24 protein-coding genes, 1 pseudogene and 1 riboswitch are annotated in these 24,885 nt (G+C 61.3%); of the genes and pseudogenes, 8 read left to right on the top strand and 17 right to left on the bottom strand.

The features are described from left to right. Window positions 1-149 precede the first annotated feature (149 nt). From thiE (OJHNALOF_RS01565) to OJHNALOF_RS01555, 3 genes are all read right to left on the bottom strand, one after another. A complete protein-coding gene (gene thiE / locus OJHNALOF_RS01565; protein WP_165660949.1) occupies window positions 150-767 on the bottom strand; it encodes a thiamine phosphate synthase in 618 nt (205 codons plus the stop codon). After that, a complete protein-coding gene (gene thiM / locus OJHNALOF_RS01560; RefSeq protein WP_165660948.1) occupies window positions 764-1,561 on the bottom strand; it encodes a hydroxyethylthiazole kinase in 798 nt (265 codons plus the stop codon). The genes thiE (OJHNALOF_RS01565) and thiM overlap by 4 nt, the downstream gene beginning before the upstream one ends. Window positions 1,562-1,637: 76 nt before the next feature. Then, on the bottom strand, window positions 1,638-2,126 hold the full coding sequence (locus tag OJHNALOF_RS01555) for an HPP family protein (RefSeq protein ID WP_165660947.1): 489 nt from the start codon (window positions 2,124-2,126) through the stop codon (window positions 1,638-1,640). 103 nt (window positions 2,127-2,229) lie between these two features. On the opposite strand from OJHNALOF_RS01555, the gene OJHNALOF_RS01550 reads away from it, so the two are divergent. After that, entirely contained in the window at window positions 2,230-2,799 is a 570-nt protein-coding gene (locus OJHNALOF_RS01550; RefSeq protein ID WP_165660946.1) for a TetR/AcrR family transcriptional regulator, read from the top strand. Between the two features lie 6 nt (window positions 2,800-2,805). On the opposite strand, the gene OJHNALOF_RS01545 is transcribed toward OJHNALOF_RS01550, so the two are convergent. The 7 genes from OJHNALOF_RS01545 to thiC form a co-directional block, all read right to left on the bottom strand. Continuing rightward, on the bottom strand, window positions 2,806-3,207 hold the full coding sequence (locus OJHNALOF_RS01545) for a TM2 domain-containing protein (RefSeq protein ID WP_094201277.1): 402 nt from the start codon (window positions 3,205-3,207) through the stop codon (window positions 2,806-2,808). 384 nt (window positions 3,208-3,591) lie between these two features. After that, the gene (gene thiH, locus OJHNALOF_RS01540) at window positions 3,592-4,713 is read right to left on the bottom strand and encodes a 2-iminoacetate synthase ThiH (RefSeq protein ID WP_165660945.1); all 1,122 of its coding nucleotides are present in this window, start codon (window positions 4,711-4,713) and stop codon (window positions 3,592-3,594) included. Continuing rightward, window positions 4,710-5,480 carry a thiazole synthase gene (locus OJHNALOF_RS01535; RefSeq protein ID WP_165660944.1) on the bottom strand — a complete coding sequence of 257 codons (771 nt, stop codon included), beginning with the start codon at window positions 5,478-5,480 and terminating at the stop codon, window positions 4,710-4,712. Before OJHNALOF_RS01535 ends, thiH begins: the two co-directional genes overlap by 4 nt. Before the next feature lies 1 nt (window position 5,481). Further along, complete coding sequence (thiS, locus tag OJHNALOF_RS01530) at window positions 5,482-5,682, bottom strand: sulfur carrier protein ThiS (protein WP_094201280.1); 201 nt, start codon at window positions 5,680-5,682, stop codon at window positions 5,482-5,484. Window positions 5,683-5,686: 4 nt separating this feature from the next. After that, window positions 5,687-6,439, bottom strand: a complete 753-nt coding sequence (locus OJHNALOF_RS01525; protein ID WP_165660943.1) for a molybdopterin-synthase adenylyltransferase MoeB — start codon at window positions 6,437-6,439, stop codon at window positions 5,687-5,689. A gap of 2 nt (window positions 6,440-6,441) precedes the next feature. Beyond that, a complete protein-coding gene (gene thiE / locus OJHNALOF_RS01520) occupies window positions 6,442-7,950 on the bottom strand; it encodes a thiamine phosphate synthase (protein ID WP_165660942.1) in 1,509 nt (502 codons plus the stop codon). Continuing rightward, a complete protein-coding gene (gene thiC / locus OJHNALOF_RS01515) occupies window positions 7,947-9,902 on the bottom strand; it encodes a phosphomethylpyrimidine synthase ThiC (RefSeq protein WP_165660941.1) in 1,956 nt (651 codons plus the stop codon). Before thiC ends, thiE (OJHNALOF_RS01520) begins: the two co-directional genes overlap by 4 nt. Window positions 9,903-9,976: 74 nt before the next feature. Next, window positions 9,977-10,078, bottom strand: a riboswitch (TPP riboswitch). 176 nt (window positions 10,079-10,254) lie between these two features. Between thiC and OJHNALOF_RS01510 the strand changes: the two genes are divergently transcribed. Both OJHNALOF_RS01510 and OJHNALOF_RS01505 read left to right on the top strand, forming a co-directional pair. After that, on the top strand, window positions 10,255-11,175 hold the full coding sequence (locus tag OJHNALOF_RS01510) for an o-succinylbenzoic acid (OSB) synthetase (RefSeq protein WP_165660940.1): 921 nt from the start codon (window positions 10,255-10,257) through the stop codon (window positions 11,173-11,175). 110 nt (window positions 11,176-11,285) lie between these two features. Beyond that, on the top strand, window positions 11,286-13,265 hold the full coding sequence (locus OJHNALOF_RS01505; RefSeq protein WP_165660939.1) for an exoribonuclease II: 1,980 nt from the start codon (window positions 11,286-11,288) through the stop codon (window positions 13,263-13,265). A 100-nt stretch (window positions 13,266-13,365) separates the two neighbouring features. Here OJHNALOF_RS01505 and speB read toward each other — a convergent pair whose 3' ends face one another. After that, entirely contained in the window at window positions 13,366-14,331 is a 966-nt protein-coding gene (speB, locus tag OJHNALOF_RS01500) for an agmatinase (RefSeq protein WP_094201286.1), read from the bottom strand. Between the two features lie 161 nt (window positions 14,332-14,492). Next, window positions 14,493-15,374, bottom strand: a complete 882-nt coding sequence (locus OJHNALOF_RS01495) for a LysR family transcriptional regulator (RefSeq protein WP_206063521.1) — start codon at window positions 15,372-15,374, stop codon at window positions 14,493-14,495. Window positions 15,375-15,547: 173 nt separating this feature from the next. On the opposite strand from OJHNALOF_RS01495, the gene dctP reads away from it, so the two are divergent. Genes dctP through OJHNALOF_RS01480 form a run of 3 tightly spaced genes read left to right on the top strand, consistent with a single transcriptional unit; the run spans window position 15,548 to window position 18,512 of the window. Beyond that, window positions 15,548-16,564, top strand: a complete 1,017-nt coding sequence (gene dctP / locus OJHNALOF_RS01490; RefSeq protein WP_094201288.1) for a TRAP transporter substrate-binding protein DctP — start codon at window positions 15,548-15,550, stop codon at window positions 16,562-16,564. A 59-nt stretch (window positions 16,565-16,623) separates the two neighbouring features. Further along, window positions 16,624-17,235, top strand: a complete 612-nt coding sequence (locus OJHNALOF_RS01485) for a TRAP transporter small permease (protein WP_094201289.1) — start codon at window positions 16,624-16,626, stop codon at window positions 17,233-17,235. Then, complete coding sequence (locus tag OJHNALOF_RS01480; protein WP_165660938.1) at window positions 17,232-18,512, top strand: TRAP transporter large permease; 1,281 nt, start codon at window positions 17,232-17,234, stop codon at window positions 18,510-18,512. Before OJHNALOF_RS01485 ends, OJHNALOF_RS01480 begins: the two co-directional genes overlap by 4 nt. A gap of 137 nt (window positions 18,513-18,649) precedes the next feature. On the opposite strand, the gene OJHNALOF_RS01475 is transcribed toward OJHNALOF_RS01480, so the two are convergent. The 4 genes from OJHNALOF_RS01475 to OJHNALOF_RS01460 are packed head-to-tail and all read right to left on the bottom strand — an operon-like array spanning window position 18,650 to window position 22,300. Then, on the bottom strand, window positions 18,650-19,432 hold the full coding sequence (locus OJHNALOF_RS01475) for an alpha/beta fold hydrolase (protein ID WP_165660937.1): 783 nt from the start codon (window positions 19,430-19,432) through the stop codon (window positions 18,650-18,652). 53 nt (window positions 19,433-19,485) lie between these two features. Beyond that, window positions 19,486-20,691, bottom strand: coding sequence for a 3-oxoadipyl-CoA thiolase (gene pcaF, locus OJHNALOF_RS01470; protein WP_094201292.1), 1,206 nt, complete (start codon window positions 20,689-20,691; stop codon window positions 19,486-19,488). Next, a complete protein-coding gene (locus OJHNALOF_RS01465) occupies window positions 20,688-21,482 on the bottom strand; it encodes a CoA-transferase subunit beta (protein WP_094201293.1) in 795 nt (264 codons plus the stop codon). Before OJHNALOF_RS01465 ends, pcaF begins: the two co-directional genes overlap by 4 nt. Then, window positions 21,482-22,300 carry a CoA transferase subunit A gene (locus OJHNALOF_RS01460; RefSeq protein ID WP_165660936.1) on the bottom strand — a complete coding sequence of 273 codons (819 nt, stop codon included), beginning with the start codon at window positions 22,298-22,300 and terminating at the stop codon, window positions 21,482-21,484. The genes OJHNALOF_RS01465 and OJHNALOF_RS01460 overlap by 1 nt, the downstream gene beginning before the upstream one ends. 258 nt (window positions 22,301-22,558) lie before the next feature. Here OJHNALOF_RS01460 and OJHNALOF_RS01455 point away from each other — a divergent pair, with 258 nt between their 5' ends. Next, window positions 22,559-23,344, top strand: coding sequence for an IclR family transcriptional regulator C-terminal domain-containing protein (locus OJHNALOF_RS01455; protein WP_165660935.1), 786 nt, complete (start codon window positions 22,559-22,561; stop codon window positions 23,342-23,344). A gap of 1 nt (window position 23,345) precedes the next feature. Here the strand turns inward: OJHNALOF_RS01455 and OJHNALOF_RS01450 are convergent, their stop codons facing one another. Beyond that, window positions 23,346-24,248 (bottom strand): LysR family transcriptional regulator, encoded by a 903-nt coding sequence (locus tag OJHNALOF_RS01450; protein ID WP_094201296.1) that lies wholly within the window; start codon window positions 24,246-24,248, stop codon window positions 23,346-23,348. Window positions 24,249-24,356: 108 nt separating this feature from the next. Between OJHNALOF_RS01450 and OJHNALOF_RS01445 the strand changes: the two are divergent. Then, a pseudogene (locus OJHNALOF_RS01445) lies at window positions 24,357-24,885 on the top strand (muconate cycloisomerase); the annotation flags it as partial.

Below are 24,885 nucleotides of genomic sequence, written 5' to 3'. Positions count from 1 at the left end.
TGTTGCAAAAACCTTGCAATACTAAAGGAATTTTTCGTTTTTTTACAAATAAATACGAATATAGAGCGCAAAAGTACCCATCAACACGAAACAGTTGCACACTAATTTTTTATGTTAACAGGCTGCGTGACACCGACATATCACCCGCGCTACTCACCCATATGGGAAATCAGCATGGCCGCCGCCGCCCTCGGGCAGGGAGCGGCGCAGATGGCCGACACCAGCGCCACACCATGCACGCCGGTTTTTGCAACTTCGCGTAAATTGCCGGCATGAATGCCACCAATGGCCACAATGGGATGAGAACTTTGCGTCATCGCCCGGCTCAGCCCATTCAACCCCCATTCCTTGATCAGGTTGGTTTTGGTGGGCGTGGCAAAGATGGCGCTCAGGCCCAGATAATCCACCGGCAGTGATTCGGCTTCTAATAACTGGCCGTCGCTTTCCACCGACAGTCCCAACAGCCGATCCGGCCCGAGCAGGCGCCGGGCGTAAGCCGCGGGCATATCGGACTGCCCCAGGTGCACGCCGTCGGCGTTGACCGCCAGCGCCACGTCCACCCGGTCGTTGATGATCAGCGGCACACCGGTGCCCCTGAGCACGTCTTGCACCGCCTCGGCCCGTTCGATAAAGGCGCGCACATCACCGTGTTTTTCCCGCACCTGCACCAGGGTCACGCCGCCGGCCACCGCTTCGCCGACCACATGTTGCAGACGGTCAACGGAAAGCTGTTCGTCGGTAACCAGATATAAGCGATAGGGGTTCATGGGGTGTTCACCGCAATATTCAGGCGCTTGTCCAGGGTCTCGGCATCCAGACGGTAAAGGGTGTCGAGCAGATGCAGCTGCAGGCTGCCCGGGCCCGGCGACTGGCCGCCGGCCACCTCACCCGCAACCCCCATCACCGCCGCCGCGGCCACCCCCGAGGCCTCGCCCACGGCGGCAAAGGCGCCGGTGAGCGCCGACAGGGTGCAGCCCATGCCGGTGACAAAGGGCATCATGGTATTGCCATTACGCAGCCTGATTTCGCTTTTTTCATGAATAATGATGTCGGTTTCACCGGAGATCACCACACTGGCCTCATAATGATCCGCCAGGTAATGCCCCGCCGCCAGCGCCGACTCCACCCTATCCAGGCCGTCCACCCCCCTGCCCTGTGACGAATCGCCGGCCAGGGCGATGATCTCGGAGGCATTGGCACGAATAATCAGCCGCTCGGCCAGTGCAGCCAGCCGGCGTGAGGTATGGGTGCGCAGGCTGCTGGCACCGCAACCCACCGGATCCAGCACCACCGGCTTGCCGTGCCAGTTGGCCAGCTCCACCGCCAGCACCATGCGTTCAATCCAGCTGCTGTCCAGGGTGCCGATGTTAATCACCACGGCGCCCACCAGGGGCACCAGCTCCGCCAGCTCTTCCCGGGAGTGGGCCATTATCGGCGAGGCCCCCAGCGCCAGCAGGCCGTTGGCGCTGTTGTTCATCACCACAAAATTAGTGATGTTCAGCACCAGCGGCTTTTGCACCCGCACCGCCTTGAGCGCGGTAATGATTTGTTTGGTGTTCATGGTGCCCCTTGCACATGTTCATGTTTATGGCCAGATGCTACCGGATAGCACGTAAAACATGAACGTTGCCCCGCGGTTACCAGCGCACGGGATAACGCCGGCCGGTGCTGCGGTGAAACACCAGGCCACCCAGGATGATGATGACGGCCCCCAGCGCCACCGGCGACCACAGAAAGTCCCAGCCCTGCCCGCTCAGCATCACGATCAGCGGATTGGCACCCGCCGGCGGATGGGTGGTGTGGGTCAGCAGCATCAGGCTGACCGCCAGTCCCACCGCCAGCCCCAGTGACCAGGGCTGCACGCCGAGGCCGTTCAGCACGATCAGTCCCACCAGGGTGGTGAGCAGATGGCCGAAAAAAATGTTCCGGGGCTGGGCCAGGGGACTGTCGGGCAGGCCGAACAGAATCACCATGGTGGCGCCAAAAGGTGCCATCAGCCACAGTCCGCTGGACTGCAGGCCATCCAGCCCGGCCAGGGTGGTGATGCACAACATGGCCCCCAATCCCGCCACCATGGCCGGATAACGCCCGATAAACCGAAAAAAACCGTTGTCGTTGCTGCTCATTGCTCTGTTCCTTGAATGAAAGTAGACCAGTCTGTCTACACTCGCCCAATGTAGACAGACTGGTCTACCTCTGTCAATATGTCATCAACAACGGGAGAACCACATGGATAAGCGCCAGCAGCTCGTAACCACCGCCTTTGACCTGTTCTACCGGCAGGGCATTCATGCCGTGGGCATCAATCAGATATTGCAGGAGTCGGGCATTGCCAAAAAAACCCTGTATCACCATTTTTCCGGCAAGGAGGCGCTGGTAGCCGCCGTGATTGCCTACCGGGATAGCGTGTTTCTGGAATGGTTAGAGGGGCGCCTGGAGCGGCGTGGGCCCGGCCCTGAGGGCGTGATTGAAGCCCTGTTCACGGCACTGGATGACTGGATCAACGACAGGGAATGCATGCTCACCGCATTTCACGGCTGCTTTTTTATCAATACCTGTGCCGAATACGGCGATCCCGGCCATGAGCTGCACCGGCAGTGTGCCCGGCACAAAACAGCGGTAACGGAGATGCTGACAGCGCGGTTATTGCGGGAGGGGCTGAATGAGGCGAGCGCCACTCAGCTGGCGCATACCCTTAGCCTGCTCAAGGAAGGAGCCATCGTGCAGGCACAGGTGCAGGGCGACAAGCAGGCCGCCCTGCAGGCCAGGGCACTCGCCCTGCGGCTGATGGCGACCTGATTCGGCTCAGCCGAAACGCCGGGAGCGGCGGTTGACCTCGTCTATCTGGGTGTTGAGGGTGCAGTAGTCGTAGAGGTAACCGACCAGGAACAGGCCGCCGGTAAGGAACCAGATAATGGCGGTGATCCACTTGCCCATATAGAGCCGGTGCAGCCCAAAGAAACCGAGAAAGGTCATCAGTATCCAGGTGATGCTGTAGTCCTTGGGGCCGGTGGCAAAGCGCTGATCGGCGGCCCTGTCCAAAGACGGGATCAGGAAGAGGTCCACAATCCAGCCGATAAAGAACAGGCCAAGGGTAAAGAAGTAAATGGTGCCGCTGACGGGACGGCCGTAGTAAAAGCGGTGGGCGCCCATGAACCCGAAGATCCACAGAATGTAGCCGATCACCTTGCTGTGCGTGTTGTTCATGCTGCCTCGGGGTGGGTGATAAAAACGACCATTCTAGACGTTGCCGTGGGCAACTGCCACGCCTGTGGGCATAGCGGCGACCCGGTTCGTCGTGACCTGAATATGAATATGTTGTGGTTCGCTGCGCTCATCACAACCTACTGATCAGGACGTGCGTTTAAATTTTGCGCACAACCGAAAATACAGAGCTGTTTGCGGCATGGACCCCCGCCTTCGCGGGGGTGACGATATTTCATTGGAATCTGTGGGCTGACAAAACCTTGGCTGCAGCAGTAGTAGGTTGGAATGAGCGCAGCGAATTCCAACACCAAAGGCGGCTGCGGAATGTTGGGATTCGCTGCGCTCATCGCCAACCTACGGCAAGATTTGCGCTGTCGGACGGCTTCAGCGACTGGCGGAGTAGCTGTTGTCCCAGTCCTTCCATACCGGTTGCAGGCCGGTGGCGGCAATGGCCCTGGCCACTTCGGCAGGGCTGCGGTCGTCGTCGATTTCGAACTGCTCCAGCTCTTCCTTGACGTTGTCCACATAGCCGCCGGGCTGGGTCTTGGAGCCGGCGCTGATGCTGGTGATGCCCAGCGGAATCACCTTGTCGCGGAACTCCTGGGCTTCCCGGGTCGACAGGCTCAGCTCCAGCTCGCCGTCGAGCAGGCGGTAGGCACAGATCAGCTGCACCAACTGGCGGTCGGTCATGATCGACTTGGGCTGCAGGCCGCCGGTGCAGGGCCGCAGCCGTGGGAAGGACACCGAATAACGGGTCTTCCAGTAGTGCTTCTGCAGGTAGCGCAGGTGCGCCGCCACATAGAAGCTGTCGGCCCGCCAGTCTTCCAGCCCGAACAGGGCGCCCAGGCCGATCTTGTCGATGCCGGCCTTGCCCAGCCGATCCGGGGTTTCCAGCCGCCAGCGGAAGTCCTTCTTCTTGCCGCGAATATGGTGCTCGTCATAGGTCAGGTGCTGGTAGGTTTCCTGATACACCATGACACTGTCGAGGCCGTACTGGCGCAGCTCGGCGTATTCTTCCTGAGACAGCGGCTGCACTTCCATCATCACATAACTGAAGTGGCGCTTGATGATGGGCAGCATCTGCTTGAAGTAGGCCAGTCCCACCTTGCCCTCGTGCTCGCCGGTCACCAGCAGCACGGTGTCGAAACCCATGGCCTTGATGGCCAGGCATTCCTGTTCGATTTCCTCGGCGCTCAGGGTCTTGCGCTTGAGCCGGTTGCTCATGGAAAAGCCGCAATAGGTGCAGTCGTTGGCGCACAGGTTGGACAGATACAGCGGAATGTAAAAACCCACGGTATTGCCGAAGCGCTGCCGGGTCAGCCGGTACGACTGCTGGGCCATTTGCTCGAGGTAAGGCTCGGCCGCCGGCGAGATCAGCGCCATAAAGTCGTTCAGATCCCGCTTGGGTTTGGCCAGCGCCCGCTCCACGTCCCTGGGCTGCTTGCCGTAAATGCTCATCTTGACGTCATCCCAGTCCATGGATGACCAGACATCGAAGAAACTCATAAGGTCTCCAGGAAGGCGGTCAGCGGGCTGGAGGCCTGGGCCTCGTGGCTCTGGCCGGCCAGACCGGCTTCATAGCCCATGCGACCGGCGATCACCGCCCGGCGGAAGGCGTCGCCCATGGCAATCGGGTCGCCGGCCACGGCGATGGCGGTGTTCACCAGCACGGCGTCGGCGCCCAGCTCCATGGCGTAGGCGGCATGGCTGGGGGCGCCGATGCCGGCGTCCACCACCACGGGCACGGTGGACTGCTCGATGATGATTTCCAGGAAGTCATGGGTCACCAGGCCCTTGTTGGAGCCGATGGGCGCACCCAGGGGCATGACGGCGGCACAGCCCACTTCTTCCAGCCGCTTGCACAACACGGGATCGGCGCCGCAATAGGGCAGCACCACAAAACCTTCCTGCACCAGCCGCTCGGCGGCCTTCAGGGTCTCGATGGGGTCGGGCAGCAAGTATTTGGGATCCGGGTGGATCTCCAGCTTCAGCCAGTTGGTACCCAGGGCTTCCCGGGCCAAACGGGCGGCGAACAGCGCCTCGTCGGCGTCCTTGGCGCCCGAGGTGTTGGGCAGCAGGTTCACGCCCAGCTCCAGCAGCGGCGGCAGAATGTCGTCGCTGTGGTTGTTCAGGTCCACCCGCTTCAGCGCCATGGTCACCAGCTGGGAGCCGGAGGCTTGCAGGGCGTCCTGCATCAGGCGGCCGTTGGCAAACTTGCCGGTGCCGGTGAACAGGCGGGATTCAAAGGTTTTATCGGCAATCGTCAGACTCATTTCAGCCTCCGGCAATGGCGTGGAACAGGGTAATGTTGTCGTTGGGGGCAAGCTGGCGCTCGGCCCACAGGCTGCGCGCCACCACTTCGCGGTTGAGCGCCACCGCCACCCCGGGCTTGTCCTGCTCCAGTTCGGCCAGCAGTTGCGCCAGGGTGGTTCCCTCGGTCAGGGGATGTTGTTCGTCGTTCAGAATAATGTGCATGGTTTCAGTTCCCCTTGGGTCCACATACCGGACAGGCCGGATCCTTCGGCACCTTGAGGCCGTGCCAGCGGTGCGCCTTGGCGTCGAACAGCTTGAGCTCACCCCAGGGCACGGTACCGGTGCCGGTTAAATACTTGATGGCTTCCAGCGCCTGCAACAAGCCGATGGTGCCCACCACGGGGCCGATGACACCGGCATTGCTGCAGGTCAGCCGTTCTTCCATTTCGGGGCCATACAGGCAGCGATAGCATCCATGGTCGCGGGACGGATCCAGCGCCAGCAACTGGCCTTCAAAGCGAATGGCCGCGCCCACCAGCAGGGGCTTGCCCTGTGCGTAGCAGGTGGCGTTCAGGGCCTGGCGCACCGTCATGTTGTCGGTGCAGTCCAGTACCAGATCCGCCTCGGCCACAAAGCCGGCCAGGCTGTGCTCGTCCATTTTCTGGTTGACCGCCACCAGCTCGACTTCCGGGTTCAGCTTTTGCAGCTTTTCCCGGGCCACCTCGGCCTTGGCCATTTTCAGGCTGTCGACGTCGTACAGGGTCTGGCGTTGCAGGTTGCTGACCTCGATCTGATCGAAGTCGGCCAGCCACAGGGTGCCGACCCCGGCCGCCGCCAGATACTGGGCGGCCGGCGAGCCCAGCCCGCCCAGGCCGACGATCAGCACGGAGGCGTTTTTCAGCCTGAGCTGGCCCTCCTCGCCCACTTCCTCCAGCAGCAGATGCCGGCTGTAACGCATGAATTCGCTATCGCTGAGCATGTTTAGCCCTCCACCATTGTCAGCAGTTCCCGGGTGGCCGCATCCGGGTCCGCCGCCTCGGTAATGGCGGTGACCAGGGCGATGCTGCCCACGCCGGTTTCCGCCACCAGCGGCACCCGGTCCTTGCTGATACCGCCAATGGCCACCAGCGGGAACTCGTCCTGCATCAGCGCCACGTAGCGGTGCAGCCGCTCCAGGCCCTGGGGCCGGGACGGCATGTCCTTGGTCCTGGTGGGAAAGATATGTCCCAACGCCAGGTAAGACGGCTTCAGCTCCCGGGCCCGCAGCATTTCATAATAGCCGTGGGTAGACAGCCCCAGCTTGAGACCGGCGGCGCGAATGGCCTCCAGATCCGCCACTTCGATGTCTTCCTGACCCAGGTGCACGCCGTAGGCGCCGTGCTCAATGGCCAGCCGCCAGTAGTCGTTAATGAACAGCCGGGCGTTATAACGCCGGCCCAGCTCGACGGCGGCGCGAATGTCTTCTTCCACCTCGGCGTCGGTCTTGTCCTTGATGCGCAGTTGCAGGGTACGAACGCCCTGCTCCAGCAGCCGTTCCAGCCAGGCGACCGTGGTCACCACCGGGTACAGGCCGAGCTGGTTGGTGTCCATGGCGGCAAAGGCGCCCTGCGGATGCGGGCCACTGATGCCCAGCCGCTCCGCCAGGGCGCTGCCCGGCATCACCACGGTGGGGAAGTCATCAAGGTTGGTGGGCCAGCCCAGATGGGCCACCGGGCCGGCGCCGGCGCCGATGGCCTCGGCGGCTTTCAGGCCCTGGTTGACGTAGGCCTTGGCCAGCACCAGGGCGTCTTCAATCGGGTAATCCTGGGCCACGGCGGTGGCAATGGCCGACGACAGGGTGCAGCCGGTGCCATGACCGTGCCGAGTATCCAGGCGCGGGCTGGCCAGCCAGATTTCCCGCTCGCCGTCGCTGTAAAAGTCGATGGACTGATCCCCGGTCCAGCCGAGGTGGCCACCCTTGACCAGCACGGCGCCCGCGCCCATTTCCCGCAGGGCGGCGGCGCCGGCCCGCAGGCGCTCGGGCGAGTCGGGCGCGATGCCCGACAGGGCTTCCAGCTCCACGGCGTTGGGGGTGATCAGATCCACTTCCGGCAGCAGGTGTGCCTTGATCGCCGGCAGCAGGTTGGGCTCGGCCATGGACTGGCCGGTGCTGGCAATGGCCACCGGATCCAGCACCACCCAGGGCTGCCACTGGCGGCGGTATTCCTTGAGGTAGCGCGCCAGCACCTCGGCACGCAGGCCACCGGGCAGCAGGCCAATCTTGATGGCGGCGGCCTGCATGTCGGTGGAGAGGGATACCAGCTGGCTGGTAAAAGCCTGCATCAGTACCGGCTCCACCATGGACACCGATACCGAATTCTGGGCGGTGATGGCGGAGATCACCGAGCAGCCGTGGCCGCCCAGTGCATGAATGGTGTGCAGATCGGCCTGAATGCCGGCCCCGCCGCCCGAGTCGGAACCGGCTATGGTCCAGACGATGGGTTTTGTCATAAAGATTCTCGCTCCAGTTTGTCGGCCTGGTGATACAACTCACCGCCGCGTTTCTTGAATTCTTCCGACATTTTCGCCATGCCGGCCTGCACCAGTTCGGGCTGGCCGTCCATGCCCACCAGCTGCACCTGAATGTTGTTTTCCAGGCTGGCGGCATAATCGCGCACGTCCTGGGTGATCTTCATGGAGCAGAACTTGGGTCCGCACATGGAACAGAAGTGCGCCACCTTGCCCGACTCCTGGGGCAGGGTTTCGTCGTGATATTCCCGGGCGGTGTCCGGGTCCAGCGCCAGGTTGAACTGATCGTGCCAGCGGAACTCGAAGCGCGCCTTGGACATGGCGTTGTCGCGGATTTGCGCACCCGGGTGGCCCTTGGCCAGGTCGGCGGCATGGGCGGCGATCTTGTAGGTGATCAGGCCCTGTTTCACGTCTTCCTTGTTGGGCAGGCCCAGGTGCTCCTTGGGAGTAACGTAACAGAGCATGGCGCAGCCATACCAGCCGATCAGCGCGGCGCCGATGCCGGAGGTAAAGTGGTCGTAACCCGGGGCGATGTCGGTGGTCAGCGGGCCAAGCGTATAGAAAGGCGCTTCGTGGCAGTGCTCGAGCTGCTCTTCCATGTTGCGCTTGATCATGTGCATGGGAATATGGCCGGGGCCTTCGATGATCACCTGCACGTCGTATTCCCAGGCGATCTTGGTGAGCTCACCAAGCGTGTGCAGCTCGGCAAACTGGGCCTCGTCGTTGGCGTCGGCGATGGAGCCCGGGCGCATGCCATCACCCAGGGACAGGGACACATCGTAGGCGGCGCAGATTTCACAGATCTCGCGGAAGTTCTCGTACAGGAAGCTTTCCTTGTGGTGGGTGAGGCACCACTTGGCCATGATGGAGCCGCCGCGGGACACGATGCCGGTGACGCGCTTGGCGGTCATGGGCACATAGCGCAGCAGCACGCCGGCGTGAATGGTGAAATAGTCCACGCCCTGCTCGGCCTGTTCGATCAGGGTGTCGCGGAACACCTCCCAGGTCAGGTCTTCGGCCACGCCGTTCACCTTTTCCAGCGCCTGGTAGATGGGCACGGTACCGATGGGCACCGGGCTGTTGCGCAGGATCCACTCACGGGTTTCGTGAATGTAGCGGCCGGTGGACAGGTCCATCACGGTGTCGGCACCCCAGCGGGTGGACCACACCAGTTTCTCCACTTCTTCCTCGATGGAGGAGGTCACCGCCGAGTTGCCGATGTTGGCGTTGATCTTCACCAGAAAGTTGCGGCCGATGATCATGGGCTCGGCTTCCGGGTGGTTGATGTTGGCGGGAATGATGGCGCGGCCTTCGGCCACTTCCTTGCGCACAAATTCGGGGGTGATGTTTTCCGGCAGGTTGGCGCCAAAGCTCTCACCCGGATGCTGCTTGCGCAGCAGCTCGTCCCGCACCCGCTCGCGGCCCATGTTTTCGCGAATGGCGATGTATTCCATCTCGGGGGTGATAATGCCTTTGCGGGCATAGTGCATCTGGGTTACGCACTGGCCCAGCTTGGCCTTGCGGGGCTTGGGCAGGTGCTCGAAGCGCAGGTGATCCAGGCCGTCATCGGCCATGCGCTGCTGGGTGAAATGGGAGGTGGCGTTTTCCAGCTCCTCGGTGTCGTTGCGTTCCAGAATCCACTGGTGGCGCAGCTGGGGCAGGCCACGGCGGACATCAATTTCGGACTCGGGATCGCCGTAGGCACCGGAGGTGTCGTACACCGGCACCGGCGCATTGGGCTCGAAAATGGGGTTTTCTTCGCTGCCGCCCTTGAAGCTGTCGGCCAGGGCGATTTCACGCATGGCGACCTTCAGGTCCGGGCGTGAGCCTTCAAGATAAATACGGGATGAGTTAGGAAAGGGTTCGCCCTTCAGGTTGTGAATGTATTCCTGGGCCTGGCTGCGAACTTCACGACGGTTTACTTTTTTTGACATAGCGATCTCACTTTTGCGTCCATTTGGTGAAATGCTTGTCGGGAGTGTTGATAAAGAACTGCCTACATCCGGTGGCACATTCTTTACTTGCTTCCCTTCGCAGGTATTAGCCTGATCAGGTTCAACGGATCCCGCTTTCGCGGTCTCAGCCCATGAGGGCACTCCGACAAGATGGTCGCAGTATAACCAGACCGAGTTCACAAAAGCAAAGGACTTGTCCCCCTTGCGCCACAGCCGAAAAAGCAGCGATCGCAAACTTTTTGGCATGGCCTGTCGCACTGCCAGGAATACTGTTGCCGGTCGCGCCGGCGTGTTACCTTTATATAAAAGTAATTATTCGGAAGCCACGCCCATGCCCATTTCGGTTTATCGCTATGCCCTGCCGCTGACCAAGGAAAAGCAGATTGATGGCGTTGCCGTGCGCCGTCGCCACGGTTTTTACGTGAATATTGACGGCCACTGGGGCGAGGTGGCGCCGCCGGTGACCGCCGAATTGGCAGACACCGAAGCCGAACTGCTGGCCGCCTGCGAGCGGCTGACGCAGGGCCTTGAACACCAGGCCACCCTGCCCTGGGTTCGCTTTGGTCTGGGCTGCGCGCTCACGCCTCCCACCGCGGCGGCCGCCTCCAGCCTGCCGCTGCTGGAAGGTGAGCGGGAACCCATTATTCGCGCCTGGCGTTGCCGCCGAGTGCATCCCACTCGAGCCTGGCTGACCCTGAGCGGCGATGTGCAGTTTGATGCCGGCCTGGTGCGCGAACTGACCCTGCTGGTGCCCGGCCTGAAACTGATGCTGGACGCCGGCGGCCGACTGAGCGAAACGCAGTTGTCCGGCCTGTGGCAGCGCATTGACGGCGGCGCCATTGACTGGATTCTGGATCCGGGCCTCGATGACGCCCACACGCGGACACTGGCCCGGCAACACGACTGGCCGGTGGCGCTCAGCGCCGACCGCTGCGCCGACCGCTGCGGCGGCCGGGTGCCGGCGCCCTTTGAGGGGCTGCGTGCCCTGGTGCTGCGCCCCTCTCTGCTGGGCGAGCCCGCCCTGTGCCGGCAACTGGCCGACGGTGCTCGAGCACAGGGGCTGGACGTGATGCTGGCGGGCAATCTGGAAAGCGGCCTGGGCCACCGGCACATTGCGCAACTGGCGGGGGAACTGACGCCGAACAGCCCGGCCCAGCTCGACGGCCTGCGCTATTTGCTGCACAGCGGCGTGAACGCCCAGGGGCAGCCGGAAGCGCAAAATACCACCCTGGTGTATGGCCCGGGTTGTTGATAAAAGCACCAAAAAAGAACGCACCAAAATAGTGCAAAAGACAAGGTGTTCTTGGCAATTCGAGGGTAAATACGTATAGTCAGGCCGATATTTCGACAGGTTCCCAACACATGTTTCAAGACAACCCCCTGCTGGCCCAGCTCAAGCAACAAATCCGCGACACCCTTCCCACCAAGGAAGGCATGGTCAAAGGCACCTCCAAAGGCTTCGGCTTTCTCGAAGTCAGTGACAAGGAAAGCTATTTCATTCCGCCGCCGCACATGAAAAAGGTGATGCACGGCGATCGCATCACCGCCGTGCTGCGCACCGAAAACGACAAGGAACTGGTTGAGCCAGAGACCCTGCTGGAGCCCGGCCTGACCCGCTTTGTGGCCCGGGTGAAGTGGTTCCGTGACCGGCTCAATATTGTGCCCGATCACCCGCTGATGAAAGACGCCATCAAGGCCCGCACCATCAAGGGGATGAACGAAAAGAACCTGAAGGAAGGCGACTGGATCCTGGCCGATCTCAAGCGCCACGCCCTGAAAGACAACGGCTTTTTCGCCGAAGTGGTAGAGCTGATCGCCGGCGTGGACGATCCCATCGCCCCCTGGTGGGTGGTGCTGGCCCGCAACAGTCTGGCCAACCAAGCACCCCAGGACAGGGAACAGTGGGAACTGCTGGAAGACACCCTGCCCCGTCAGAACCTGACCGAAGTGCCCTTTTTCACCATCGACAGCGAGTCCACCCAGGACATGGACGATGCCCTCAGCGTGAAAAAGCTGGACAACGGTGGCTGGGAGCTGCTGGTGGCCATTGCCGATCCCACCGCCTATGTGTCCCACGACAGCGAGCTGGACAAAGTCGCCGCCGAGCGCGCCTTTACCGTTTACCTGCCGGGTCGCAACATTCCCATGTTGCCGCGCACCCTGGCCGACGAGCTGTGCTCGCTGAAGGAAGGGGAAGACCGCCACGCCCTGTGCGCCCGCATTCACATTGATGCCGACGGCAAGGTGGCCGACGACGCCGAATTCTTTGCCGCCCGCATTCGCTCCCACGCCCGTCTGGCCTACAACAAGGTCTCCGACTGGGTGGAAGGCAGCGGCGACTGGCAGCCCGAAAGCGAAGTGATTGCCGAGCAGTTGCGCGAGCTGACCGCGCTGACCCGCGCCCGCAACGGCTGGCGCAGCACCCATGCCATCGTGTTCCCGGATCGCCCCGATTTCCGCTTTGAACTGGACGAGGCCAGCAATGTGGTGGCCATTCACGCCGATCATCGCCGCATTGCCAACCAGATGGTGGAAGAGTGCATGATCGCCGCCAACCTGGCCTGCGGCAACTGGCTGACCAAGCACTGTGGCACCGGTGTATTTAACGTGCACGCCGGCTTTGACGAAGAGAAGCTGGCCCAGCTGCAGGAGCTGCTGAAAGAGCACGAGGCCCCGGTAGACCCTGAAAAACTGACCACCCTGGAAGGCTTCTGCGAACTGCGCCGCTGGCTGGACGCCCGCGACACCAGCTATCTGGACAACCGAGTGCGCCGCTTTCAGTCTTTCGCCGCCATGAGCGTGACCCCGGGCGAGCACTACGGCCTGGGCCTGGACGCCTACGCCACCTGGACTTCCCCCATCCGTAAATATGGCGACATCATCAACCACCGGCTGATCAAGGCCATACTGGCCGAGAAGGCCCACGACGCCCATGCCCCCAATGCCGAGCTGGCGGTGCACCTGTCGGAGCAGCGCCGCATGCACCGCCGTGCCGAGCGCGACATTGCCGACTGGCTGTATGTGCGCTACCTGCAGCCGGCGGTGGCCAACGGCCACGCCTTTGATGCCGAAATCATCGACATCGGCCGGGGCGGCGTGAAACTGCGCCTGCAGGAAAACGGCGCCGTGGTATTCATGCCTTCTTCCCTGATCCTGCCCAACCGGGATCGGCTGGAATGCAGCTGGGACGATGGCCGCGTTTACCTCGACAAGCAACCGGTATACGAACTGGGCCAGCACATTCAGGTGATCCTGACCGAGGCCATTGAGGACACTCGCTCCCTGATCGCCAAACCGGCCATTCCGCTGGTACCGGAAAAGCAGGAAAAACCCGCTTCCTGAAGGTGATAACCCAAGACCGAAAAGGCCTGCAAATGCAGGCCTTTTTTATACTCGTTAGGGGGCCGGCCTCACACCAGGGCCACCTTGGTCACGGCTTCCCTTAACGCTGCCCCCGCAGCCTGCGGCCATGGAAGACATAACCGATCAGGTTCAGCAGTACCTGGGCTGCCAACACACTGGTGGTGCCGGTATGATCGTAATCGGGCGCCACTTCGCACAGATCTATGCCGACCACTTCACCGGAAAATGCCACACCCTGCAGGACTTCCATGACTTCGTAATAGGTAAAGCCGCCATGGCTTGGTGTGCCAGTGCCCGGGGCGATAGAAGGATCAAAACCGTCAATATCGATGGTGATGTAATAATTCACCCCTTTGGGGATCAGATCCAGTACACCCTGTACCCCCAGCCGGCGAACATCCCGCACCGACAATATGGTCGAGCCCGCGTCCTGCGCCGCCTTGTGGTCGGTCCGGTTGGAAGAGGACACGTTGCGAATGCCAAGCTGGGTCATGCCAGTGATAAAGGATTGCTCCACCGCCCGACGCATGGGGTTGCCATGACCAAAACGCACGCCGTGGCGTTCATCAACAAAATCCAGGTGAGCATCAATCTGAATAATGTGAATGGGGCCTCGACCTTCAAAGGCGCGGATGCAAGGGGCGTTGACCGAGTGATCCCCGCCCACGGTGACCGGCAGGGCGCCGGATTCGAGGATTTTGCGCACACCATACTCAATGTTGGCATGGCTCTTTTCGGTATTGGTATGCACCATATCTGCATCGCCAATATCAACGATTTTTACCCCTTCCAGGTACATGGTGTCTTCTTCATAGCTATAAGCGCCACCATGACCAAAGGAAAACAGGGTAGACGCTTCCCGCACGGCGCGCGGGCCCATACGTGCACCGGAACGCCACTGGGTGCCGCAGTCAAAGGGAGCGCCCATAAAAGCCACATCCGCCTTCAGGCTGTCCCAGTCTTCACAAATAGGGCTCTTGGCAAAGGTACAAAATCCGACGAAGGGCAGATTAAGGCGCCCCTTCTCATAGCTGTTTTCACTCATGATCCGTTTCCTCGCTGGTGTCCGCCCGAGCCGGGCCGGGCCGGCAACTTAACATCCCGGTTAAAAAACCATCTACTTGGTTCCGCCAGCGAGTATGACAAAGCCAATTTCATCAAAAAATATAAATTTTAATATGCTTACTTTACATAAAATAAAGTTAATTACCGTCCGCCGATCTGCAGTCCCAAGCTACTGACCAGGTCGTCCACAAACACCCGGACCACCTCATGGGGCGCCGGTATGGTTCGCATCGCCAGACAGAATTCGGAGTGCCAGCGCAGCTCAGGTAACGCCAATTCCTTCATTTCACCACTGGCCACCCAGGATTCGGCAAAGTGCACCGGCAGAAAGCCGAGAAACCGGCCACTACGGATCAGCATGGCCTGTGCTTCCATGTTGGAGACAAATGCCGCCCCCAGGTAAGGCCGTATCAGGGGCATTTCTGCCTGCTGCACGTAGGTCCGACTGGAAATGGGGTAACTGCCCACCCGCTCCAGCGATAACCCCGCCGAATCCACCTCGTATAACGGATGGCGCCGGCCGCAGTAAAACCGGTGCTCCTCGGTGTACAGGGGTTGATAGCTCAAGGCCGGGTGCCGCTTCTGAAAGGGCCCTACGGCCAGATGCAAATTGCCGTTGAGCAACTCGCGCTCAAGTTCTTCCGGCGGCAACACCGCCAACCTCAAGGACACCTGGCTACTGCGCTCAAAAAACCGGTGAATGGCGTCGGGCATGGGCACCTCGGTATTGGTGATGGTGTTGTCCACCAGGCCCACCCTCAGGGTACCGGTCAGCATATTGCGCAACGAGCCCAACTCCGCCTCCAGATCCGAAAAGCTGTTGAGCATTTCCCGGCATCGCCGGTATACCACCTCCCCCTTTTCCGTCAGGCCAAACCCACTTCGTCCCCGGTGACAAATCGAAAACCCCAGCCGCACCTCGAAGTCTCGAATATGGGTACTGATCGCGGGCTGACTCATGCCCAATACCGACTCGGCACCCACAAAACCGCCGTACTCCACCACGGCACAAAACGTCTGCATATGTTTTACCGAATACATGAAACCACGCCCCGGAGTTACATTAAATTTACAAAAGTATACATATTAATATTCGTATTTTTGGATAAATATCCATCTGCAATACTGGCCTCGAGAAGAACGGAATCACCTTCGGCCTGAAAGGCCGAACTCACTCAATAGCAGGAGATGATGCTATGAAAGCCACGCAAACGACACTTCATACCCTGGCCCTGAGCACCCTGCTCACCCTGGCACCCGCCCTGGTACAGGCCGAAGAGTGGAAGTTCGCCATTGAAGAGATTCCCGGCTCCATCATGGATGCCTATGCCCAGGAGTTTAAAAAACGGATTGAGGACCAGACTCAGGGCGATGTCAGTGTGCGCATCTACCATCTTGGCTCGCTCGGCACCCCCACCGAACTGGTGGAGCTGGCAGCCGATGGCATCATCCAGTTCACCAACGTGTCGGTGGGCAACCTGGGCACCATAGTGCCCGAATCACAAATCTTCCTGCTGCCCTATGCCTTCCCGTCCGACTCGACTGCCATGGCCAGCTTCCTCGACAGCAGCCCCCTCATTCATCAGGAACTGGCCCAGGACTACCGGCAGCGCGGGCTGGAGCCACTCGGTTTTTATTCCCAGGGGCCTCAGGTATGGACCACTAACAAGCCCATTCGTACCCCCGACGACCTCGATAATTTCAAGATGCGGGTCATGGTGTCACCCATCCTGCTGAAGTCCTATGCCGATCTCGGCGCCAGCCCCACTCCAGTCCCCTTTGGCGAAGTCTATGGCGCCCTGCAGCTCAAACAGGTGGATGGTCAGGTCAATCCCATTCCGGCCATAGAGGAAATGAAGTTCTACGAAGTGACCGACTACCTGATCTGGGCTGGCGAGCAGGAACTGGTAACCAATGTGCTGGCAGGCAGCGACTGGTTCGAATCCCTCAACTCCGAGCGCCAGCAGCTGGTTAAACAGACCATGGCCGGACTGCAGGGCTATATTCAAGACGTCGTAACCAATTACAACCAGGAAAAACTGGAGCGTATTCAACAGGCCAAACCCGGTATTGAGCTGATCAGGCTGACCGAGGAAGAGCGTGCTTCTTTCAAGTCCCGCACCGGGCAGACCCATGAGGCCTATACAGAGATCACCGGTCAGCGCGGCCAGCACCTGCTTGAGCAACTGCAGGCAGAACTGACCACGCTCTGATACCACCATACCGCCCTGAGAAGGGCGGTTTTGCTTTGTGCCAGTACGAGATCACCTCTATGTCACGCATTATTACGCTGCTCAAATCCCTGGACCGGCTGACGGAAAAAGCCGAGGCCCTTATCCTGGCCGGCGCGATACTGATCATGGCGGTCAATACCATCGCCAACGTGTTCGGCCGTTATGTATTTTCCCAAAGCCTGTATTTCACCGAGGAGTTAAACGAGTTTCTTATTGTCGCCATTACCTTTGTCGGCCTGGGCTACATCACCCGCAAGGGGCGCCATATCAGAATGTCTGCCATCTATGACGTCATGCCGCCGCTGGCGCGCAAGGCAACCATGATTGTTATCGCCTTATGTAGCGCCATCATCATGTTTTTGCTGGCCTGGTACGCTTACGGCTATATCGATCGCCTGGCCGCCCGAGGCCGGGTCACGCCGGCCCTGCAGATACCCCTGTATCTCACCTATATCTGGGTTGTCGCCGGACTCGTCTTGGCCGGGCTGCAGTATGTGCTGACCATCATCAAAAACCTGAGCCACAACAGCCAGGTCTACCTGTCGCTGACCGTAATCGACGAATACCAGGATCCGGAGCTGGAACAATTGCAGCAACAACTCAAGTCCCCCACCCGCCCGGGCCACTTTGAGAAGGAGCTCCAATCATGACGTTAATGATGCTGAGTATAATGCTGCTGCTGTTGCTGGCCGGGTTTCCCATGATGATGCCGCTGCTGGTAGCGGCGGTGATGGCGTTACTGATCTACCTGCCGGATCTGACCCCCCACGTACTGGTTCAGCAGATGATCGGCGGGGTCAAGCCAGGGGCACTTATCGCCGTGCCCCTGTTCATCCTCGCCGCCGACATCATTACCCGAGGGCATTCGGCCGACCGCCTGGTGGATGTGGTGATGCGTTTTATGGGCCATCTTCGTGGTGGCATGGCCATTTCCGTCACCTCCGCCTGCGCATTGTTTGGCGCCGTGTGCGGGTCCACCCAGGCCACCGTGGTCGCCGTCGGGGGGGCCATGCGCCCACGCATGCTCAAATCCGGCTACCACGACAACTTCACCATGGGCTTGATCGTCAACGCCGCCGATCTGGCCTACCTGATCCCACCGTCCATTGGCATGATCATTTACGGCGTCATTTCCGGCACCTCCATTTCGGCCCTGTTTCTGGCCGGTATTGGTCCAGGGCTGCTGGTCATCTCCCTGTTCAGCCTGTATTGCGTCTGGTACGCCCATCGCCATCAGATTCCGGTGGAGCCCAAAGCCAGCTGGGGTGAACGCCTGTTTGCACTGCAGCGTGCCACCTGGCCCATCGGCTTTCCGGTGATCGTGGTCGGCGGCATTTACGGCGGCATCTTCAGCCCCACCGAATCGGCGGCCATCTGCGTGCTTTATGCGCTCGTGCTGGAATGGCTGGTGTTCCGTTCGATCAAACTGAAGGACATCTACGACATTGCCCTGTCTACCGGCGCCATTACCGCCGTGGTGTTTATCCTGATTGCCGCCGGGGCTGCATTTTCCTGGATACTGTCGTTTGCCCAAATTCCCCAGCAGCTTATCGCCGCCCTGGGTCTGGAGCAGGCCAGTTCACTCACGGTATTACTGGCCATCAATATCGCCTTTTTCCTGGGCTGCATGTTTGTGGACTCGATTGTGGTAATCCTGATCATGGTGCCCATCTTCGCCCCGCTCATCGCCAGCAGCGGACTGGACCCGGTGCTGGTCGGCGTGTTGATCACCCTGCAGGTGGCCATTGGCGCCGCCACGCCGCCCTTTGGCTGTAACATCTTTACCGCCGTGGCCATTTTCCAGCGACCCTTTATCGAGGTGGTCCGCGGCGTACCCGTGTTCCTGCTGCTGTTACTGCTGGTCACCGCCTTGCTGATTCCCTTCCCGCAAATCGCCCTGTTCCTGCCGAAGCTGGCGGCGGGCTGACCCAACAGTGAAGCCGACGGGATTAAGCAGAGCCCCCTTCTTGATCGATAGGCTGGTTATCAAGCACGGTATAGAAATGCCACAACGGAAAAGGCCTGCAATTGCAGGCCTTTCTTTTTATTGGTTTTGTTCAGCGATCAGCCGAGATGCTTAAGCAGCAATTCGGCAAACTGCGCCGGCACTTCCACCGAGGGCACATGACCCGCTTTTTCCAGGATCACCGGTTCGCCGGCGCCGGCACACCCGGCCAGATTACGCAGGGTCTCGGGCGGCGTGGCCACATCCTCGCGCCCCCCCAGCAGCAGCAGAGGCACGTCATGGCCCTGCAGTTGTTCACTGAAATCGGCATCGCCGAGCATGTCACACAGCAGGGCGTAGCTGTTGGCGTCACCCCGGCCCATGATGGTGTTCCAGCCGGCCAGCAGGGCGGGCTGGGCCGCCAGGGCGGCCGGGCCAAACCAGCGCGGCACTATGTCTACCGCCATGGTGGCCAGTCCCAGGGTTCGTACCGAATCAGCCCGGGTTTGCCAGGCCTCCCGGGTGCCGATCACCGCGCCGGTGTTGGTGAGGGTAGCGGACAGCAGGCGGTCGGCATGGGCACACAGCAGTTGCTGGCCGATCACGCCACCGATGGAGGTGCCGGCAAAATGGAAGCGTTCGGCACCCGCTACATCGGCCAGGGCCAGGGCTTCTGCCGCCAGATCAGCGGGGGTAATGCGCTCACCGAGCCAGGCGGCACTGCTGCCGTGACCGGGCAGATCCCAGCTCAGCACCCGGTAACGGGGCAGCAGCGCCGGCAGCAGGTCATCCCACACCGCCTGGCTCATGCCCAAAGGGTGTGCCAGCACCACCAGTGGCAGGGAAGCATCGCCCAGCAGGCGGTAGCCCACGGTGCGGCCATGGATGTTGAGAAAAGACATTCGGCCTCCGAATCGTTAAGGGAACGCCGGCATGGACCGGCGTTCATCATCAGTTATACCCGCTCAATCAGGGTGGCAATACCCTGACCCACGCCCACACACATGGTACACAAGGCCAGACGCTTGTTCTGCCGGTGCAGCTCATGAGCCGCGGTTTGCAGCAGGCGGGCGCCGGACATGCCCAGCGGGTGGCCCAGGGCAATGGCGCCGCCGTTGGGGTTGACCCGTGCATCGTCGTCTTTCAGGCCCAGTTCGCGCATGCAGGCCAGGGCCTGGGCGGCAAAGGCTTCGTTAAACTCGAACAGGTCGATATCGTCCATCGACAGGCCGTGCTTTTCCAGCAGCTTGCGTACCGCCGGCACCGGACCGGCACCCATGATACGCGGCTCTACGCCGGCGGTGGCCATGCCCAGCACGCGGGCCATGGGCTTGAGGCCATGGCGTTCCACCGCGTCTTCGCTGGCAATCAGCATGGCGGCGGCGCCGTCGTTGACGCCGGAGGCGTTACCGGCGGTCACGCTGCCACCGGCACGGAACGGCGTGGGCAGCCTGGCCAGCTTCTCAACCGTGGTGTCCGGACGCAGGTGCTCGTCGTCGGCGAAGATCAGCGGCTCCTGTTTGCGACGGGGAATTTCCACCGGCACGATTTCCTCGGCGAAACGGCCGTTACGCCGGGATTCGGCGGCTTTCTGCTGGGAACGGACGGCGAAGGCGTCCTGATCTTCCCGAGAAATATTGAACTGCTCGGCCACGTTCTCGGCGGTTTCCGGCATGGAGTCCACGCCGTACTGGGCCTTCATCAGCGGATTGATGAAGCGCCAGCCAATGGTGGTGTCTTCAATGGCCTGGCTGCGGCTGAAGGCGCTGTCGGCCTTGCCCATCACAAAGGGCGCGCGCGACATGGACTCCACGCCCCCGGCCAGTACCAGATCCAGCTCACCGGCCTTGACGGCGCGTACCGCCGTGCCCACGGCGTCCATACCCGAGCCGCACAAGCGGTTGAGGGTGGTGCCGGGCACGCTGACCGGCAGGCCGGCCAGCAGCGAGGCCATGCGTGCCACGTTGCGGTTGTCTTCGCCGGCCTGGTTGGCGCAGCCCATGATGACCTCGTCAATGGCGGCCGGGTCCAGATCCGGCGCCAGGGCCAGCACGGCTTCAAACACCCGGGCGGCCAGGTCGTCGGGGCGCACCGCCGCCAGGGTGCCGCCAAAGCGGCCGATGGCGGTACGGCGGGGATGACAGAGATAAACCGGCGTCATTGGGCGGCCTCCCGCGAGATCGGTTTGGCGTGGTGCTCGGCGGTACGAGCCTTGAGCTCACGCAAAATGGCCAGCTCCTCGGCGCCGGGCTCGGGGGTCAGTGCCAGCTCGTCGGCAAAGCGTACCGGCCAGCCGGTGGCCTCACGCACCTGCTCTTGAGTCACGCCGGGGTGCAGAGACACCACGGTCAGTTCCTTGGTGTCGGCATCCGGGGCCATCACGCACAGATCGGTGATCACCTTGGTCGGGCCCTTGCCGATGTTGGGCACGCCGTCGCGGCCCTTGCCATCCCGGCCAAAGCCCAGGGTAGTGATGAAGTCCACCGCTTCCACAAAGGCGCGCGGCGAGTGCTTCAGGGTGATGAACACTTCCCTGGAATTGGTGGCGATCTCGGGGGCACCGCCGCCGCCGGGCAGGCGCACCTTGGGCGACTGATAGTCACCAATCAGGGTGGTGTTGAGGTTGGCGTAGCGGTCGATCTGGGCGGTGCCGAGAAAGCCCACGTCGATGTGGCCGCCCTGCAGCCAGTAGCGGAACATCTCGGGCACGGCCACCGTCGTCAGCGCCTGCTCGCACAGCTCACCGTCACCAATGGACAGCGGCAGAATATCGGGTTTGGTCTGCAGGGTGCCGGATTCATAGATCAGGGTCACCTCGGGGGCGTGGGTCAGGCGGGCCAGGTTGGCCGCCTCGCTGGGCAGGCCAATGCCCACAAAACAGGTCATGCCGTTGCTCAGGGCGCGAGCGGCGGTGACCGTCATCATTTCGGAAGCGGTGTATTCGAGCGTCATTATGCCTGCCCTCCTGCGTTGTAAACGTTCTGCTGCAGCCAGTGGTTGAAGGTGTCACGATCCCGGGCGATCGCGTCCCATTCCTTGTAAAAGCTGTTGTTTCTTGCGTAATAGCCGTGGGCATAAGAGGGCGAGGCACCGCCCTTCGCCTCGGCGATGGCGGTAATGGCCCATCCCGGGATCACGCAGGCATTGGCATCGGCCTGCAGGTCGTCGACGATTTCTTCCACGGTCACAATGCTGTGCTTCGCCGCCAGCACCGCTTCCTTCTGCACGCCCACAATGCCCGACACCAGCACGTTGCCCTGACGGTCGGCGCGCTGGGCATGAATGATGCTGACATCGGGGCGTACCGCCGGCACCGCCGCCAGCCGTTCGCCGGTAAAGGGGCATTCAATAAAGCGAATTTGCGGGTTCACCTTGGGCAGGTCGCTGCCGAGGTAGCCACGCAGCACCGCCAGCGGCAGGCCGGCGGCGCCGGCTTCATAGGCGCAGGCCATGGCGGCGTGGCTGTGCTCGAAAATTTCCAGCTTGTGGGGAAATCCCCGCTCCACGGCGTCGCGCAGCCGGTGCAGGGAGCCCACACCGGGGTTGCCGCCCCAGGAGAAGATCAGCTTTTCGGCGCAGCCGGCGCCAATCAGCTGATCGTAGAGAATATCGGGGGTCATGCGGATCAGCGTCAGGCCGCGTTTTTCCTGCCGAATGATTTCGTGTCCCGCGGCAAAGGGGATCAGGTGGGTAAAGCCTTCCATGGCGACGGTGGCGCCGTCCTGGAGATAACGGGCAACCGCGTCGTGCAGGCTCATGAATTGGGCCATGGGTATCGCCTCCCTGGTGGTTATGTTCGCATTGCGAACCTTGGTTTGCATTACGAACATATTTACTCGGTTTTATGGCAGTGGCAAACCCCGTTTGCGGCGAAATGGAGGGATTAAATATTAAAGAATTGAAAAATAAGGACTTATTTTTTGTGATCAAAACGACAAAATAGCACTGAGAAAACAGGGGTTCGTTATGCGAACTTTTTGCTACCATAAATGGCCATTGACCCTTCACTTCGTCACAGGAAAGACATCATGACCACCGAAGACAGGCTCAGCCCGCAAGACCGGGACTTCGTCGCCGCCCTGGCCAGCGGCCTGGAAGTACTGCAGGCCTTTGACCAGCACCACGCGCGCATGACCCTGAGCGAGGTGGCGGCCCGCACCGGCATGGACAGGGCCAAGGCCCGACGCTTTTTGCTGACCCTGCATGCCCTGGGCTATCTCGACAAGCAGCAGCGCCACTTCGCGCTGACCCCCAGGGTGTTGCAGCTGGGTAATGCCTTTCTCGACGCCAACCCGCACCGAATGGTGATTCAGCATTACCTGGAAGAGATCACGCGGGAAATTGGCGAGTCCACCTCACTCGCGGTGCTCGACGGCGACGAGGTAGTGTACATTGCCCGTTCCGCCGCCGAACACCGGCTGATGGCCATTCGGCTATCGGTGGGCACCCGGTTGCCGGCGGCCTACACCTCCATGGGCCGAGTGCTGCTGGCCCAGTTGCCTGAGGAGCCGCTGAACCATTACCTGGACACCGTGCAGCTGCGTGCGCACACGGCCCACAGCATTACCGACAAGCTGGTCCTGCGCCTGGCCCTGGAGCAAGTGCGCCGGCAGGGTTATGCCATTGTGGATCAGGAGCTGGATTCGGGCCTGCGGTCGCTGGCGGTGCCGGCGTTTGACCGGCAGGGCCGGCTGCTCGGCGCCATCAATATCAGCACCAACGCCGCCCGGGTCGACATGGACACCCTCACCGGGCGCTTTTTGCCCCTGCTGCAGGAAAAGGCCCGGCTGATTCGGGACGCCCTGGCGGGCTGACTCAGGGGTAGCGCCCGCTCAGCCGGTTTTCCACCAGCTCCACCAGTATGGTGTTGACCAGCCGCATCGCCGCATTGGGGTTCTCGCCCCGGCGGCGTGAGGCGATTACCGGAATGCTGAGCTGTTCGTCCCGCACCGACACGAACTCCACCCCTTCCCGCTTGAGCTTGTGCACCTGCTCCGGCACCAGGGCAAAGCCCATGTCCGAGGCCACCAGCGACAGTGCCGTCTGCAGATCGTTAACCTGCTGAATCACATTGAGTTTCAGGCCTCGACGGTGGAACAGCCCCAGGGCCACATCGGCAAAACTGGGGCCGGCACCGGCGGGAAAGGTCACCATGGGCACCTCCGCCAGCTCGGCCATGGTGGGCGACTCGCGGGTCAGAGGATGGGAAGACGGCAGGGCGGCGATCAGCGGCTCGTTAAACAATACCTCCTGCTCCACGTCGGGATCGTCAATGCGTACCCGGCCAAAACCGATGTCGATTTTGCCGCTCTTGAGCGCCTCAATCTGATCCTGGGTCTTGAGCTCGTGCAGCACGATTTCCAGGTTCTTGTTACGCCTTAGCCGGCGCACCATCAGCGGCAGCTGGCCGTAAAACACCGACGGCACAAAGCCGATGGCAAACACCGTTTTGCGCAGCTGGGCAATTTGCCGGGTGCCTTCAATACTGGCCTCCAGCCGTTCCATGATGGTGCGGGCCTGCTGCAGAAAATACAGTCCCCCCTGAGTCAGCTCCAGCCCACGGGGCTTGCGAATAAACAACTGCACCCCCAGCTCTTCTTCCAGCTGCTTGATCTGCCGGGTCAAGGGCGGCTGGGCGATAAACAACCGCTCCGCCGCCCGGGTCAGATTCAGCTCCTCGGCCACGGCAATGAAATAACGCAGGTGCCTCAGCTCCATCCATACCTCCAAGGTATCGGTTGCGACTTAATCAATATTGGTGGGTATCGCGACCAAATTGTAACCTCGTCGCAACACAGTGTTATCACTTGAGGCGAAAGAGGTTACATGGCAGCACTCATCCAGTCCATTGAAGCGATTCTGGTCGACATTCCGACCATACGTCCGCACAAGCTTTCCATGACCACCATGGGCGTTCAGACCATGGTCATCGTGCGCATCAAAGACAGCGACGGCCTGGAAGGCCTCGGCGAGGCCACCACCATCGGCGGCCTCGCCTACGGCCCGGAAAGCCCCGAAAGCGTCAAGCTGACCATCGACACCTACTTCTCGCCCCTGCTGCTGAACCAGCCCGCCGAGGCCATCAATACCCTCAGGGTAAGGCTCAACCGCGCCACCCGCGGCAACAACCTGGCCAAGTCCGCCATTGAAACCGCCCTGCTCGACCTCATGGGCAAGCGCCTCAACCAGCCCCTGCATCAGCTGCTGGGCGGCGCCGTGCACCAGCACATTCCGGTGCTCTGGACCCTGGCCAGCGGCGACACGCAGACCGACATCGACGAAGCCAGGCGCCTGCTCGCCGAGCAACGCCACTGCGACTTCAAACTCAAAATCGGCAGCCGCGCGCTGATGGACG

It is taken from the genome of Oceanimonas sp. MB9 (genome assembly GCF_011319775.1).
Classification (GTDB): Bacteria; Pseudomonadota; Gammaproteobacteria; order Enterobacterales; family Aeromonadaceae; genus Oceanimonas; species Oceanimonas doudoroffii.
The sequence above is the reverse complement of the archived record's forward strand: the minus strand, read 5'-3'. Positions and strand labels throughout refer to the sequence as shown.